Origin of the sequence: Streptomyces paromomycinus (assembly GCF_003865155.1) — a bacterium.
In the GTDB taxonomy this organism is placed as follows: Bacteria; Actinomycetota; Actinomycetes; order Streptomycetales; family Streptomycetaceae; genus Streptomyces; species Streptomyces chrestomyceticus.
The window spans coordinates 7030565-7045173 of sequence record NZ_BHZD01000001.1 but is presented as its reverse complement, the minus strand read 5'-3'; the positions used below and the strand labels follow the sequence as shown (position 1 = coordinate 7045173).

The 14609-nt window shown below is 71.7% G+C and carries 10 protein-coding genes; 3 read left to right on the top strand and 7 right to left on the bottom strand.

What is annotated here, in order from left to right:
• Positions 1-37: 37 nt before the first annotated feature.
• From OEIGOIKO_RS30380 to OEIGOIKO_RS30360, 5 genes are read right to left on the bottom strand one after another with little or no spacing between them, the layout of a single operon-like run.
• Complete coding sequence (locus OEIGOIKO_RS30380; RefSeq protein WP_125056718.1) at positions 38-1117, bottom strand: LacI family DNA-binding transcriptional regulator; 1080 nt, start codon at positions 1115-1117, stop codon at positions 38-40.
• Complete coding sequence (locus OEIGOIKO_RS30375; protein ID WP_125056717.1) at positions 1114-2751, bottom strand: glycoside hydrolase family 13 protein; 1638 nt, start codon at positions 2749-2751, stop codon at positions 1114-1116. The genes OEIGOIKO_RS30380 and OEIGOIKO_RS30375 overlap by 4 nt, the downstream gene beginning before the upstream one ends.
• Position 2752: 1 nt before the next feature.
• On the bottom strand, positions 2753-3592 hold the full coding sequence (locus OEIGOIKO_RS30370) for a sugar ABC transporter permease (protein ID WP_125056716.1): 840 nt from the start codon (positions 3590-3592) through the stop codon (positions 2753-2755).
• Entirely contained in the window at positions 3592-4557 is a 966-nt protein-coding gene (locus OEIGOIKO_RS30365) for a carbohydrate ABC transporter permease (RefSeq protein WP_125059158.1), read from the bottom strand. Before OEIGOIKO_RS30365 ends, OEIGOIKO_RS30370 begins: the two co-directional genes overlap by 1 nt.
• Positions 4558-4571: 14 nt before the next feature.
• Entirely contained in the window at positions 4572-5837 is a 1266-nt protein-coding gene (locus tag OEIGOIKO_RS30360; RefSeq protein ID WP_125056715.1) for an extracellular solute-binding protein, read from the bottom strand.
• 354 nt (positions 5838-6191) lie between these two features.
• Between OEIGOIKO_RS30360 and OEIGOIKO_RS30355 the strand changes: the two genes are divergently transcribed.
• The 3 genes from OEIGOIKO_RS30355 (at position 6192) to OEIGOIKO_RS30345 (ending at position 10003) form a co-directional block, all read left to right on the top strand.
• A complete protein-coding gene (locus OEIGOIKO_RS30355; protein WP_125056714.1) occupies positions 6192-7802 on the top strand; it encodes a glycoside hydrolase family 13 protein in 1611 nt (536 codons plus the stop codon).
• Positions 7803-7905: 103 nt separating this feature from the next.
• Positions 7906-8997 (top strand): LacI family DNA-binding transcriptional regulator, encoded by a 1092-nt coding sequence (locus tag OEIGOIKO_RS30350; RefSeq protein WP_125056713.1) that lies wholly within the window; start codon positions 7906-7908, stop codon positions 8995-8997.
• Positions 8998-9163: 166 nt separating this feature from the next.
• Positions 9164-10003 carry a phosphatase PAP2 family protein gene (locus OEIGOIKO_RS30345; RefSeq protein ID WP_125056712.1) on the top strand — a complete coding sequence of 280 codons (840 nt, stop codon included), beginning with the start codon at positions 9164-9166 and terminating at the stop codon, positions 10001-10003.
• 57 nt (positions 10004-10060) lie between these two features.
• Here OEIGOIKO_RS30345 and OEIGOIKO_RS30340 read toward each other — a convergent pair whose 3' ends face one another.
• The gene (locus OEIGOIKO_RS30340) at positions 10061-13099 is read right to left on the bottom strand and encodes a bifunctional [glutamine synthetase] adenylyltransferase/[glutamine synthetase]-adenylyl-L-tyrosine phosphorylase (RefSeq protein ID WP_125056711.1); all 3039 of its coding nucleotides are present in this window, start codon (positions 13097-13099) and stop codon (positions 10061-10063) included.
• Positions 13096-14457 (bottom strand): type I glutamate--ammonia ligase, encoded by a 1362-nt coding sequence (glnA, locus tag OEIGOIKO_RS30335; RefSeq protein ID WP_125056710.1) that lies wholly within the window; start codon positions 14455-14457, stop codon positions 13096-13098. The genes OEIGOIKO_RS30340 and glnA overlap by 4 nt, the downstream gene beginning before the upstream one ends.
• Positions 14458-14609 lie beyond the last annotated feature (152 nt).

Genomic DNA, 14609 nt, shown 5'->3' with positions numbered 1-14609 from the left:
GTTGCGGTGGTCATCCTGCCATCCGCGGCCCGGTGCGCTACCCCGCCGTATCCGGGAGCCGGGCGGTCGATCCCCGTACGACCAGCTCCGGCTGGAAGACGAACTCCGTGTGGCGGTCGGGCGGTCCGTCGCCGTCCGCGCGGGTGCGGATCTCCTCGATCAGTGCGTCCACGGCCGCCGAGGCCATGGCCCGTACCGGCTGGCGTACGGTCGTCAGCGGTGGGTCGGTGAAGGCGATGAGCTGGGAGTCGTCGAAGCCGACGACGGAGATCCGGGAGGGGACGTCGAGGCCGCGCTGGCGGGCCGCCCGTACGACGCCGAGGGCCATCAGGTCGCTGCCGCAGACGACCGCCGTGCAGCCCGCGTCCAGGAGGGAGACGGCCGCCGCGTGGCCGCCTTCGACGCCGAAGAGGGTGTGGCGGATGAGCAGTTCGGCCGCCGCCTTGCGCAGGCCGAACTCCTCTCGCAACGCCGCTGCGAAGCCTTCGGCCTTGCGGCGGGACGGTACGTAGCGGGCCGGTCCGACGGCCAGGCCGATGGTGCGGTGGCCGAGTTCGGCGAGGTGGCGTACGGCCATGCGGGCGGCCGCCCGGTCGTCCGGGGAGATGAAGGGGGCGGCGATGTCCTCGTGGTAGCCGTTGATGAGGACGTACGGGAGGCCGCGGTCGGTGAGGCGGGTGTAGCGGGCGGGGTCGGTGGTGCTGTCGGAGTGGAGGCCGGAGAGGAAGATGATGCCGGTGACGCCGCGCGCTTCCAGCTGCTCGACGAGTTCGTCCTCGGTGGCTCCGCCGGGGAGCTGGGTGCACAGGACGGGTGTGTAGCCGTGGCCCGCGAGGGCCTGTTCGATGAGCTGGGCGAAGGCCGGGAAGATCGGGTTGGTCAGCTCCGGGACGATCAGGCCGACCAGTCCGGCGCTGGTGCGCCGCAGCCGTACCGGGCGCTCCCCGCCGAGCAGGTCGAGGGCGGCCAGGACCCGCTGCCGGGTGCCGCGGGCCACGCCCGCCCTGCCGTTCAGCACCCGGCTGACGGTCGCCTCGCTGACCTGCGCCTGCGCGGCGATGTGCGCCAGCCGGGGGCCGGTGCCCCCGGCCGGCGGCGCGTCGGGGTGGTCGGTCACGCTTCCCACCACACGGCGGTGTCCGCCGGGAGGGTGAGTTCGTCGTCCACGGTGCGGAGTTCGCCGGAGGAGAGCAGCGGGCGCCAGGCGGCGTGGGCGGGGGCGCGTACGGGCTCCGGTGTGGTGTTGACCGTGCAGACGAAGCCGCCGGGGCGGCGGAAGGCCAGCACGCCCTCGGGTGCGTCCAGCCATTCGACTCCGTCGCCCGCCCCGAGCCCGGGGTGGGTGCGGCGCAGCCGGAGGGCCGTACGGTACAGCTCCAGCATGGAGGCCGGGTCGCCGGTCTGGGCGGCGACGCTCAGCCCCGCCCACTCCGGCGGCTGCGGGAGCCAGCTGCCGCCCGTACCGAAGCCGTACGGGGCGGTGTCGCCGGACCACGGGATCGGTACGCGGCAGCCGTCGCGCAGGCCGTCCTGGCCGTCGCCACGGAAGAACGCGGGGTCCTGGCGTACCTCGTCGGGCAGGTCGGTGACCTCGGGGAGGCCCAGTTCCTCGCCCTGGTAGACGTAGGCGGAGCCGGGGAGCGCGAGCATGAGGAGGGCGGCGGCGCGGGCGCGGCGGGCGTCGCCGCCGAGGCGGGTGGCGTGCCGGACCACGTCGTGGTTGGAGAGGACCCAGGTGGTGGGGGCGCCGACCGGCCGCATCGCGGCGAGGGAGGCGTCGATGACGGTGCGCAGCGCGGCCGCGTCCCAGTCGGTGTTGAGGTAGTGGAAGTTGAACGCCTGGTGGAGTTCGTCGGAGCGGAGGTACAGGGCGGTGCGGTCGGCGCTGGGGGTCCAGGCCTCGGCGACGCCGATGCGGTCGCCCGCGTACTCGTCCAGGACCTTGCGCCAGGAGCGGTAGACCTCGTGCACGCCGTCCTGGTCGAAGAAGGGCAGGACCTGGTTGCCGAGGAGTTTGAGCTGGCCGGTGCGGCCCATGTCGGGCAGTCCCGGCGCCTTGACCAGGCCGTGGGCGACGTCGATGCGGAAGCCGTCCACGCCGAGGTCGAGCCAGAAGCGCAGGATGGAGCGGAACTCGTCCTGGACCGCCGGGCTGTCCCAGTTGAAGTCGGGCTGTTCGGGGGCGAACAGGTGGAGGTACCACTCGCCGTCGGCGACACGGGTCCAGGCGGGGCCGCCGAAGACGGACTCCCAGTCGTTGGGCGGGAGTTCGCCGTTCTCGCCCCGGCCCTTGCGGAAGTGGAAGCGGTCCCGGAGCGTCGAGCCGGGGCCCTCGTCCAGCGCCTGCCGGAACCAGGCGTGCTGGTCGGAGCAGTGGTTGGGGACGACGTCGACGATGATGCGCAGGCCCAGGGCGTGGGCGTCGCGGATCACCGCCTCGGCGTCGGCGAGGGTGCCGAAGGCCGGGTCGATGACGCGGTAGTCGGCCACGTCGTAGCCCGCGTCGGCCTGCGGGGAGGAGTAGAACGGGCTGAGCCAGACGGCGTCGACGCCCAGGTCCTTGAGGTAGGGCAGACGGGTGCGGATGCCCGGGAGGTCGCCCATGCCGTCGCCGTTGCCGTCGGCGAAGCTGCGCGGGTAGACCTGGTAGATCACCGCGTCGCGCCACCACCGGGTGGCCCCGGGTGCGGTCGCGTCCGCGGCGTCGGCGGTCGCTCCGGTGGCGTGGTGCCGGTTGCTCTGGTCGGTCATGTCATCCCTTGGTGGTGCCGGAGGTCAGTCCGGCGACGAGGTGGCGCTGGGCGAAGGCGAAGACCAGGCCGGCCGGGACCGCGATGATCACGGCGGCGGCGGTCATCGAGCCCCAGTCGTTGACGTACTGGTTGACGAAGGTCTGCAGGCCCCCGGCGAGGGTCAGGTTCTCCTCCCCGGTCATGAACGCGGAGGCGTACGCGACCTCGGCCCAGGCCGTCACGAAGGTGTAGAAGCCGGTGACGGCCAGGCCGGGGCGGGCCAGCGGCAGGACCAGGCGCCAGAAGGTGCCGAAGGGGTTGAGGCCGTCGACGCGTCCGGCTTCGTCGATCTCCACCGGGATGGTGTCGAAGAAGCCTTTCATCATCCAGGCGCAGAACGGGACGGCGATGGTCAGGTACGTGACGATCAGGCCGGCCGGCTGGTTGAGCAGGCCCAGGCTCGCCATCAGGTTGTACAGCGGCACGATCAGGACGGCGACCGGGAACATCTGCGTGATCAGCAGCAGCCACATCAGCGGGCGCATCCCGGGGAACCGGAAGCGGCTGACGGCGTAGCCGGTGGTGGCCGCGACGAAGACGCCGACGAGGGTGGTGATGCCGACGACGAGCAGCGAGTTGCCGAACCAGGTCAGGAACTGGGTGTCGGCGATGACGTGCCGGTAGTTGGCGAAGGTGAAATGGGTGACGAGTTCGGTGGAGAAGGCGTCGTTCTTCGGCTTGAAGGACGTGACGAGCAGCCACAGCGGCGGGAAGACCGCGACGACTGCGGCGACCAGGAGGGTCGCGTGCAGGCCCACGGAGGCCAGCGGGCTGCGCCTGTTGCGCAGGGTCTTGGCCATCACCACACCTCTCCCTGCTTGCGGAGCGAGCGCCGGTAGACGACCGCGATGAGGGACAGCAGGAGCAGGATCAGCACGCCCCAGGCGGCCGAGCCGGCGAAGTCCCGCGGGCTGTCGACGAAGGAGAGCCGGTAGGCGTACGTCACCAGGATCTCGGTGGCGTCGCCGGGGCCGCCCCGGGTGAGCAGGTAGATCACCGGGAACATGTTGAACGTCCAGATGGTGGAGAGCAGGATCACGGTGCTGCTCACGCCGCGCAGGCCGGGCAGGGTGATGTTGCGGAACCGCTGCCAGGCGCCCGCGCCGTCCATCTCCGCGGCCTCGTACAGCTCGCCGGGGATCGACTGGAGACCGCCGAGCAGCGCGACGAGCATGAACGGAACGCCCAGCCACACGTTGACGGCGATGACCGACAGCTTGGCCCAGGTCGGGTCGTTCAGCCACGGCACCGCGTCGATGCCGCCGCCCGCCAGCACCTTGTTGAGCAGGCCGTTCTTCTCGTTGTAGAGCAGCCGCCAGGTGAAGACGGAGACGAAGGCGGGGATGGCCCAGGGCAGGATCAGCGCCAGCCGGTAGAAGGTGCGGCCGCGCAGGGTGCGGTTGAGCAGGTTGGCGAGGGTCAGGCCGATGGTGAAGGTGAGGCCGACGCAGGCCACCGTCCACAGGACGGTCCAGCCGAGGCGGCCCCAGAAGACGTCGTCGCCGAGGATCTCGGTGTAGTTCTCCAGGCCGGTGAACCGGTAGGTGGCCGGGATGTGGTTCATGCCGATGTGGCGCTCGACGTTGGCCTCGTTGGCGTCCGTCAGCGACAGGTACAGGCCGCGGACCAGGGGGTAGCCGATGATGACGCCGATGACGAGGACCACCGGGGCGACCATGGTCCAGGCGTACCAGTGGGTGCCCAGGGCTCTGCGCATCCGGCCCGGCGGCGCGGTGGCGGTCTCCTTCCGCCGGGCCCGGGGCATCCGTGCGGTGTCCGTCACTTGTAGTCCTTGAGGATCTTGCGGTAGCTGTCGCCGACGGCCTTGGCGGCCTGCTCGGGCGTGCTGGAGCCGGTGAGGACCTTGTTCATCTGCACCTTGACCGGCTCGAAGAGGGCGTTGCCCTCGGCGATCCAGGGGCGTTGGACGGCCTTGTCGACGGCGGGCTTGAAGAAGCCGACCATCTCGTTGTTCTTGACGGACGGCACCTCGTACACGGACTTGCGGGTGGGCAGCAGGCTGAGCTGCTCGGTGGTCTGCTGCTGGATCTTGGCCGAGCTCATGTACTTCGCGAAGGCGTAGGACGCCTGGAGGTTCTTCGAGCCCGCGTAGACGGAGAGGTTCCAGCCGCCCTGCGGGGAGCCCTGGGAGGCGCTGCCGCCGGGTACGGGCGCGACGCCCAGGTTCTTCTTGTCCTTGAACTCCTTGCCCGCGCGGACGCCTTCGATGTCCCAGGGGCCGCTGACGGCCATCGCGACGCTGCCGTCCTTGAGGGCCTTGAGCTGGTTCTCCTGGCCGTCGGTGGCGTCGGTGACGGCGGCCTTGGAGCCGACCAGGTCCTTGATGGCCTTGAACGCCTTGACGCCGGCGTCGTCGTCGATCGTCACGACCTTGTCGCGGGCGTCGACCATGTCACCGCCCTCGCCGTAGAGGTACGGCAGGAACCAGTACGGGTCGTCGCCGCGCAGGTACAGCGCGGTGGCGCCGGTCTTGTCCTTGATCTGCTCGGCGGCCGCGGTCAGCTCGGCGAAGGTCTTGGGGACCTCGACGCCGGCCTGCTTGAGCAGCCGCTTGTTGTAGAAGAGGCCGAGGGTGTCGGTGACCTGCGGAACCGCGTAGGTCTTGTCCTTGAACTTCGTGCTGCCGAGCGCCTGCGGCAGATAGTCGCCGGTGTTGTCCAGGGCCGGGGTGTCGTCCAGCGGGGCGAGGTAGCCGAGGTTGGCGAAGTCGGCGACCCAGGCGACCTCGGTGCGCATCACGTCGGGGGCGCCCGCGCCGGCCCCCGCGGCGTTCTTGAACTTGGCGTTGGCCTCGCCGAACGCGACGCTGACGTACTTCACGTCGACCTTCGGGTGCTCCTTCTCGAAGCTCTCGGCCAGCTTCTTGTACGTCGCCTTCTCGGCGTCGTTGGAGGTGTCCCAGAAGGTCACGGTGCCCGACAGCTCGCCCCCGCTCTGCTGGTCGCCTCCGCCGCCGCTGCCGCACGCCGTCGCCGCCAGTGCCAGACCCGCGACCAACGCGGTAGTCGCCATGCCACGTCGCATGTGAACTCCTCAAGGTAACGCCCGAGATGGCGTCGGAACGCCTTGCCCGGCCGTTCGGAACGCCTGTGATGGCGGACAGGAACGTAACAGCGCCGTCATGAATTCGAAAGACCTTGCGGCAAATTTCTGCAAGACGATGGACAGGCGTTACAGGGGGCGGCGCCCGCGCACGCCCCGCCCGCCGCACCCCCGCACGCCGCTCACCAGGGCCCCGAGCGCCTCCAGGCCCGTCACCCCGCCGTGCTCCGCGCGTTGAGCCCGTAGACGACCGTCCGTCGATCGATGCCTGGACCCTGCAAGACGATGCATGGACGCTCTGCCCCGAATCGCCCCACTCTCGAACAGGGATGCCAGATGACCCAGGAGCTGACCTCGACCGACCCCGGCCGCGCGGCGGCGGCGGAGCCCGGCGGGCGCCCCGGCTGGTGGCGCGACGCCGTCATCTACCAGGTGTACGTCCGTTCCTTCGCCGACTGCGACGGAGACGGCATCGGCGACCTGCGCGGCGCCCGCGAACGCCTGCCCTACCTGCGCGAACTGGGCGTGGACGCCGTCTGGCTCACCCCGTTCTACGCCTCCCCGCAGGCCGACGGCGGGTACGACGTCGCCGACTACCGCTCCGTCGACCCGCTGTTCGGCAGCCTCCAGGACGCCGACGACCTCGTACGGGCCGCCCACGCGCTGGGCCTGCGGGTGATCGTCGACATCGTGCCCAACCACACCTCCGACCAGCACCCCTGGTTCCAGGACCCGGAACTGGCCCGGCGGCGCTACCTCTTCCGCCCCGGCAAGGGCGTCTGCGGCGAGCTGCCGCCCAACGACTGGGAGTCGGTCTTCGGCGGGCCCGCCTGGACCCGTACCGAGCGCGGCGACTGGTATCTGCACTTGTTCGCCCCGCAGCAGCCCGACCTGAACTGGGACGACCCGGACGTGCACGCCGAGTTCGAGTCGGTGCTGCGGTTCTGGCTCGACCTCGGCGTGGACGGCTTCCGCATCGACGTCGCCCACGGCATGGTCAAGGCACCCGGCCTGCCCGACATCGGCCGCAAGGAGCAGGCCAAGCTCATCGGCAGCCAGGTGCTGCCCTTCTTCGACCAGGACGGCGTCCACGAGATCCACCGCGCCTGGCGCCGCCTGCTGGACTCCTACCCCGGCGAGCGCATCGGCGTCGCCGAGGCGTGGGCCCCCAGCCCCGAACGGCTCGCCCTGTACGTCCGCCCCGACGAGTGCCACCAGGCGTTCAACTTCCAGTTCCTGACCGCCGACTGGTCCGCCGCCTCGCTGCGCGCCGTCGTCGACGCCTCCCTCGCCGCGACCGCCTCGGTCGGCGCCACCACGTCCTGGGTGCTGTCCAACCACGACGTGGTCCGGCACACGACCCGCCTCGGCGGCCTCCAGCGCGCCCGCGCCGCCACCCTCATGATGCTCGCACTGCCCGGCTCGGCCTACTTGTACCAGGGTGAGGAGCTGGGCCTGCCGGAGGTCACCGACCTGCCCGACGAGGTGCGCCAGGACCCCGCGTTCTTCCGCGGCGACGGCCAGGACGGCTTCCGCGACGGCTGCCGCGTCCCGCTGCCCTGGTGCGGCGACTCGGCCGCGTACGGCTTCGGCCCCGGCGGCAGCTGGCTGCCCCAGCCGCGCGCCTGGAAGGACCTGTCCGTGCGGGCCCAGACCGGCGATCCGGCCTCCACCCTGGAGCTGTACCGCGCGGCGCTCGCCCTGCGCCGCGCGCACCCGTGCCTCGGCGACGGAGGCCTCGCCTGGGCCGACGCCCCCGACGGGCTGCTGGCCTTCACCCGTACCGGCCGGGCGGGCCGTACGGAGCTGCTGTGCACCCTCAACACCCTGGACCGTGCCGTCGAACTCCCCCGGCCCGGGCGGCTGCTGCTCTCCTCCGCGACGGTCACCGACGACGGCGCCACCGCCGTCCTGCCGGGCGACTCGTGCACCTGGTGGGCCCTGTGACGAGCGGCCTGCGCGGACCGGCGGGCCGCCCGGCGGCACCGCCCGGCGCCAGGCGGTGCGGGCAACGTGTGCAATCCGACAGGCGACCGGTACAGTCCCACCCATGACCGCCCGGCTGGCCGACATCGCAGCGCAGGCGGGTGTCAGCGAGGCCACCGTCAGCCGGGTGCTCAACGGAAAACCCGGTGTCTCCGCCACCACCCGCCAGTCCGTGCTGGCCGCGCTCGACGTGCTCGGGTACGAGCGGCCCGTCCGGCTGCGGCAGCGCAGCGCCGGGCTGGTCGGCCTGATAACCCCGGAGCTGGAGAACCCGATCTTCCCGGCGTTCGCCCAGGTCATCGGCCAGGCGCTGACCCGCCAGGGCTACACCCCGGTGCTGGCCACCCAGACGCCGGGCGGCTCCACCGAGGACGAGCTGACCGAGATGCTGGTGGACCGCGGCGTCGCCGGGATCATCTTCGTCTCCGGGCTGCACGCGGACACCTCCGCCGACATGCAGCGCTACGAGCAGCTGCGCGGCCAGGGCGTGCCCTTCGTCCTGATCAACGGCTTCTCCGACAAGGTGCAGGCGCCCTTCGTCTCGCCGGACGACCGGGCCGCGATCCGCCTCGCCGTCACCCATCTGGCGGCACTGGGCCACCAGCGGATCGGGCTCGCCCTGGGGCCGAAGCGCTTCGTGCCCGTCCAGCGCAAGATCGAGGGCTTTCTGCACAGCATGAAGGACCAGCTCGGCCTGGGCCGGGAGGCGGCCCAGGAGCTGATCCAGCACTCCCTGTACACCCTGGAGGGCGGGCAGGCCGCGGCCGGCGCGCTGCTCGCCCGCGGCTGCACGGCGGTGGTCTGCGCCAGCGACATGATGGCGCTCGGCGCGATCCGGGCCGCCCGGCAGCAGGGCCTGGACGTGCCCCGGGAGGTCTCCGTCGTCGGTTTCGACGACTCCCCGCTGATCGCCTTCACGGACCCGCCGCTGACCACGATCCGGCAGCCGGTCACCGCCATGGGGCAGGCGGCGGTGCGCGCCCTGCTGGAGGAGGTCGGGGGCACCCCGGCGCCGCACAGCGAGTTCGTCTTCCATCCGGAGCTGGTCGTCCGCGGTTCCACCGCTTCGGTGCCGAAGACCGTCCGGTTCCCCGGACAGGGCGACCGCTCCACCACGGACAACAGCCGGTCCGGTGCGGACGGCAGCTCCGCCTGACTGGTCCGCCGGTGTCCGGTACGGGCCGGTCCGTCCCTGCCGAAAGGCAGAGGCATCCCCGACCGGGGTGGGGGTCGCGCCTCCCTCTGAGGTGCTAGGCGGGCCCTCTCAGGACCCGACCGGAGGGTGATCGGCCCTCGACCCCTTTCTGGCAGACTGTCTGCCTATGGGTGAAGCGCATGTGAAGACTCTTGACGGCCGTACGGCCGTGCCGCCGCCACCCACCGAGGACGACGCGCCGAGTGCGTCCTGCGGTGGCCGGCTGGCCCGCCTGCGCGCTCCCCGTACCCCGCGGCTGTGGTTCGAGATCCTGCTGATCGCGGTCAGCTACTGGGTCTACTCCCTCATCCGCAACGCCGTGCCCGAGCAGAAGGCCCAGGCGCTGAAGAACGCGGACTGGATCTGGGAGGCCGAGCAGACCCTCGGCATAGCGGTGGAGAAGACCGTCAACCACGCCGTGGACTCCGTGACCTGGCTCATCGTCTCGATGAACTACTACTACGCCACGCTGCACTTCGTCCTGACCATCGGTGTACTGGTCTGGCTCTACCGCTGGCACCCCGGCCGGTACGCGGCCGCCCGCCTCGCGCTCTTCGCCACCACGGGTGTCGCCCTCGTCGGCTACTACTTCTACCCGCTGGCCCCGCCCCGCCTGATGAACGGCGGCGGCTTCATCGACACCGTCATCGTCCACCACACCTGGGGCTCGATGGCGTCCGGCAACCTGGCGTCGATGTCCAACCAGTACGCGGCGATGCCCTCGATGCACATCGGCTGGTCGCTGTGGTGCGGCGTGATGATCGCGCTGATCGCCAAGCCGGTGTGGGCCAAGGTGCTGGGCCTGCTCTACCCGACGACGACCCTGGTGGTCATCGTCTCCACCGCCAACCACTTCTGGCTCGACGCGGTGGGCGGCATCCTGTGCCTCGCCTTCGGCATCGGCCTGGCCTTCGCCTGGTACACGGCGCTGCCGCACCGGCTGCCGCGGCGGGTGGCCGCGGTCTGAGGCCCCGGGCGCCGGGCCCGCCCGGCGCGGGCCGGACCTGCCCAGGCCGGCGCGTCCTCAGCCCGCCGCCCCGTAGAAGATCTCCTCCACCACCGCGCGGGCCCTGCGGGTGGTCCGCCGGTAGTCGTCCAGCATCTCCCCGACGTGCCCCTCCTCGTACCCGAGGTAGCGGCCCACGGCCGCCAGCTCCCGCGCGTCCGACGGGAACGTGTCGCCGGGACGGCCCCGTACCAGCATCGTGGCGTTGCGCACCCGCGACGCCAGCACCCACGCCTCGTCGAGGATCTGCGCGTCCTCCGTGGCCAGCAGCCCGGCGTCGCGGGCCGCGGCCAGCGCCGTGCGGGTACGGGTGGTGCGCAGCCCCGGCTCGTTCCAGGCGTGCTGCATCTGGATCAGCTGTACGGTCCACTCCACGTCGCTGAGGCCGCCGCGCCCCAGCTTGGTGTGGGTGGTCGGGTCGGCGCCGCGCGGCACCCGCTCGGTCTCCATCCGGGCCTTGAGGCGGCGGATCTCCCGTACGGCGTCCTCGCCCAGGCCCTCCATCGGATAGCGCAGCGGGCCGATCAGCTCGATGAAGCGTTCCCCCAGGTCGGCGTCGCCCGCGACCGGCTCGGCGCGCAGCAGGGCCTGTGCCTCCCACACCAGCGACCAGCGCCGGTAGTAGGCGGCGTAGGAGGAGAGCGTGCGGACCAGCGGTCCGGTCTTGCCCTCCGGGCGCAGGTCGGCGTCGATCGGCAGCGGCGGGTCGGAGGACGGCAGCTGGAGGAGGCGGCGCATCTCGTTGGCGACGGCGTGCGCGGCCTTGGCGGCCTCCTGCTCGTCGGCGCCCTCGCGCGGCTCGTGCACGAACAGCACGTCGGCGTCGGAGCCGTACCCCAGCTCCCGGCCGCCGAAGCGGCCCATGCCGATGACGGTGAAGCGGGTGGGCAGGGTGTCGCCCCACTGGTCGCGTACGGCGGCGCGCAGCGCGCCCGCGATGGTGGCGGCGGTCAGGTCGGAGACGGCGGTGCCGATCACGTCCGCGGCGTGGCCGCGGTCCGCCTCGGCCGGGTGCCCTTCGGTGCCGTACGCGCCGATCAGGTCGGCGGCGGCCGTACGGAACAGTTCCCGCCGCCGTACCCCGCGGGCCGCGGCGACGGCCTGCTCGGCGCCCTCCGCGCGGCCGACCGCGGCCAGCACCTCCTGCTCCAGCGCGGCCCGGCCGCGCGGCAGCAGCCCGTCCTTCGCGCCGAGCAGCGCGACCGCCTCAGGGGCGCGCAGCAGCAGGTCGGGGGCGAAGCGGCCGGCCGACAGGACGCGGGCCAGGTTCTCGGCGGCGGCGCCCTCGTCGCGCAGCAGCCGCAGGTACCAGGGGGTCTTGCCGAGCGCGTCGGAGACCTTGCGGAAGTTGAGCAGTCCGGCGTCCGGGTCGGCGGAGTCCGCGAACCAGGCCAGCAGGACCGGCAGCAGGGTGCGCTGGATGGCGGCCTTGCGGGTGACGCCGGAGGCCAGCGCTTCGAGGTGGCGCAGCGCGGCGACCGGGTCGGCGTAGCCGAGCGCTTCGAGGCGCTGGCCGGCGGCCTTGGCGGAGAGCCGGGTACCGCCGGGTTCCAGGTGGGCGACGGCGTCCAGCAGCGGCCGGTAGAACAGCTTCTCGTGCAGCCGCCGCACCTCGCGGGCGTGCCACTTCCACTGCTTGCGGAGCGTCTCGACCGGCTCGGTGCGCATGCCCATGGAGCGCGCCAGGCGCCGCAGGTCGGGCGCGTCCTCCGGCATGAGGTGGGTGCGGCGGAGCTTGTAGAGCTGAATGCGGTGTTCGAGCGTGCGCAGGAAGCAGTACGCGGCGTCCAGCGCCTTGGCGTCCTCGCGGCCGACGTAGCCGCCGGACGCCAGCGCCGAGAGGGCTTCCAGGGTGCTCGGGCTGTGCAGCGTCCCGTCGCTGCGGCCGTGCACGAGTTGCAGGAGCTGGACGGCGAACTCCACGTCGCGCAGTCCGCCGGGCCCCAGCTTCAGTTCGCGGTCGACCTGGGCGGCGGGGATGTTCTCCACGACGCGGCGGCGCATCTGCCGTACGTCGGTCACGAAGTTCTCGCGCTCGGAGACCTGCCAGACCAGCGGTGTGACCGCGGCCACGTACTCCTTGCCCAGCTCTTCGTCGCCCGCCATCGGCCGGGCCTTGAGCAGGGCCTGGAACTCCCAGGTCTTGGCCCAGCGTTCGTAGTAGGCGAGGTGGCTGTTGAGGGTGCGCACGAGCGGGCCGTTGCGGCCCTCGGGGCGCAGGTTGGCGTCCACCGGCCAGATCGTGCCCTCGGCGGTGACCTCGGAGCACACCCGCATCATCCGGCCCGCCAGCCGCGTCGCGGCCTGGAGCGCCTTGGCCTCCTCGGTGCCGTCGCGGGCCTCGGCGACGAAGATGACGTCCACGTCCGAGACGTAGTTCAGCTCCCGGCCGCCGCACTTGCCCATGGCGATGACGGCGAGCCGGCAGGCGGCGGCGTCGGTGGGCTGCTCCTCACCGGCGATCTCCAGCGCGGCGCGTACCGTCGCGGTCGCCAGGTCGGCCAGCTCCGCGGCGGTCTCGGCGAGATCGGTCGTCCCGCACACGTCGCGCGCCGCGATGCCCAGCAGGCACCGGCGGTACGCGGCACGCAGCGCGTCCGGGCGCGGCCGGTCCCGGCCCCGCTCGCCCCAGATGCCCTCGGCCAGCGCCGCCTCGAACTCCGGCGTGGTCGGGTGCAGGTCGGCCGCCTCGTACGTGACCAGCGACTGCCAGTCGCGCGGATGCCGTACGAGGTGGTCGCCGAGCGCCTCGGAGGCGCCGAGCACCCCCAGCAGCCGGTCGCGCAGCGGCTTCGCGGTGATCAGCGTGGACAGCAGCTTCTGCCGCTCGTCCTCGTCCTGCGCCTCCGCCAGCCGCACCAGCGCGGTCAGCGCCAGGTCCGGGTCGGCGGTGCCGCCCAGCGCCTCCAGGAGCACCGAGTCGTCCCGTACGGCGGCCAGTTCGGGCGCCTCCAGGAGACGCCCTGCCGCCGACGGGTCGGTGAAGCCGTACCGCAGCAGCCGGGAGAAGGCGCTGCTGCGCCGCCCCTGACCCTGCGGAGCGGGGTGCGCGGTCACAGGACCGGCAGCATCTTGCGCAGCTCGAACGCGGTCACCTCGGAGCGGTATTCCTCCCATTCCTGCTTCTTGTTGCGCAGGAAGAAGTCGAAGACGTGCTCGCCGAGGGTCTCCGCGACCAGTTCGCTGCGCTCCATCAGGTCGATGGCCTCGCCGAGGTTCTGCGGCAGCGGCTCGATGCCCATGGCGCGGCGCTCGGAGTCGGACAGTGCCCACACGTCGTCGTCGGCGCCGGCCGGGAGTTCGTAGCCCTCCTCGATGCCCTTGAGGCCGGCGGCCAGCAGCACCGCGTAGGTGAGGTACGGGTTGGCGCCGGAGTCGATGGAGCGGACCTCGACCCGGGTGGAGCCCATCTTGCCCGGCTTGTACATGGGGACGCGGATGAGCGCGGAGCGGTTGTTGTGACCCCAGCAGATGTACGAGGGGGCCTCGCCGCCGGCGCCCGCGGTGCGGTTGGCGCCGCCCCAGATGCGCTTGTAGGAGTTGACCCACTGGTTGGTGACGGCGGAGATCTCGCCCGCGTGCCGCAGCAGGCCGGCGATGAAGGAGCGGCCGACCTTGGAGAGCTGGTACTCGGCGCCCGACTCGTGGAAGGCGTTGCGGTCGCCCTCGAACAGCGAGAGGTGCGAGTGCATGCCCGAACCCGGGTACTCCGAGAACGGCTTGGGCATGAATGTCGCCTGCACGCCCTGCTCCAGCGCGACCTGCTTCATCACCAGCCGGAACGTCATGATGTTGTCGGCGGTGGACAGCGCGTCGGCGTACCGCAGGTCGATCTCCTGCTGGCCCGGGGCGCCCTCGTGGTGGCTGAACTCCACCGAGATGCCCATCGATTCGAGCATGGTGATCGCCTGGCGGCGGAAGTCCATGCCGACGTTCTGCGGGGTGTGGTCGAAGTAGCCGGAGGAGTCCGCGGGGCTCGGTCGGCTGCCGTCCACCGGCTTGTCCTTGAGCAGGAAGAACTCGATCTCGGGATGGGTGTAGAAGGTGAAGCCGAGGTCGGAGGTCTTGGCCAGGATGCGCTTGAGGACGTAGCGCGGGTCGGCGTAGGACGGGGAGCCGTCCGGCATCAGGATGTCGCAGAACATCCGGGCGGTGCCGGGGGCCTCGGCGCGCCACGGCAGGATCTGGAAGGTGCCCGGGTCCGGCTTGGCGATCATGTCGGATTCGTACACCCGCGCGAAGCCCTCGATCGCGGAGCCGTCGAAACCGATGCCCTCGTCGAACGCCTGCTCAAGTTCGGCGGGCGCCACCGCCACGGACTTCAAGAACCCCAGCACATCGGTGAACCACAGTCGTACGAAGCGGATGTCGCGCTCCTCCAGCGTACGGAGCACAAACTCCTGCTGCTTGTCCATGGCTCACCAATCCTTGCAGGTCAATCGGCCTGTCCCCACCCCATCGGGCAACGAGGTGTGGCACACCAGTATCACGTGAGGGGGTTACCGTCACATTACGCACCCTCGGCCGGGAACAGAACCGCCGGACCCGGGGCGACACCGGCACGTTT

What these genes read in the sequence shown, in the direction of transcription:
- OEIGOIKO_RS30360 (WP_125056715.1), bottom strand. Translation starts at nt 5,837, where the DNA reads ATGCGACGTGGCATGGCGACTACCGCGTTGGTCGCGGGTCTGGCACTG.
- OEIGOIKO_RS30345 (WP_125056712.1), top strand. Translation starts at nt 9,164, where the DNA reads ATGGGTGAAGCGCATGTGAAGACTCTTGACGGCCGTACGGCCGTGCCG.
- OEIGOIKO_RS30365 (WP_125059158.1), bottom strand. Translation starts at nt 4,557, where the DNA reads ATGCCCCGGGCCCGGCGGAAGGAGACCGCCACCGCGCCGCCGGGCCGG.
- OEIGOIKO_RS30375 (WP_125056717.1), bottom strand. Translation starts at nt 2,751, where the DNA reads ATGACCGACCAGAGCAACCGGCACCACGCCACCGGAGCGACCGCCGAC.
- OEIGOIKO_RS30355 (WP_125056714.1), top strand. Translation starts at nt 6,192, where the DNA reads ATGACCCAGGAGCTGACCTCGACCGACCCCGGCCGCGCGGCGGCGGCG.
- glnA (WP_125056710.1), bottom strand. Translation starts at nt 14,457, where the DNA reads ATGGACAAGCAGCAGGAGTTTGTGCTCCGTACGCTGGAGGAGCGCGAC.
- OEIGOIKO_RS30350 (WP_125056713.1), top strand. Translation starts at nt 7,906, where the DNA reads ATGACCGCCCGGCTGGCCGACATCGCAGCGCAGGCGGGTGTCAGCGAG.
- OEIGOIKO_RS30370 (WP_125056716.1), bottom strand. Translation starts at nt 3,592, where the DNA reads ATGGCCAAGACCCTGCGCAACAGGCGCAGCCCGCTGGCCTCCGTGGGC.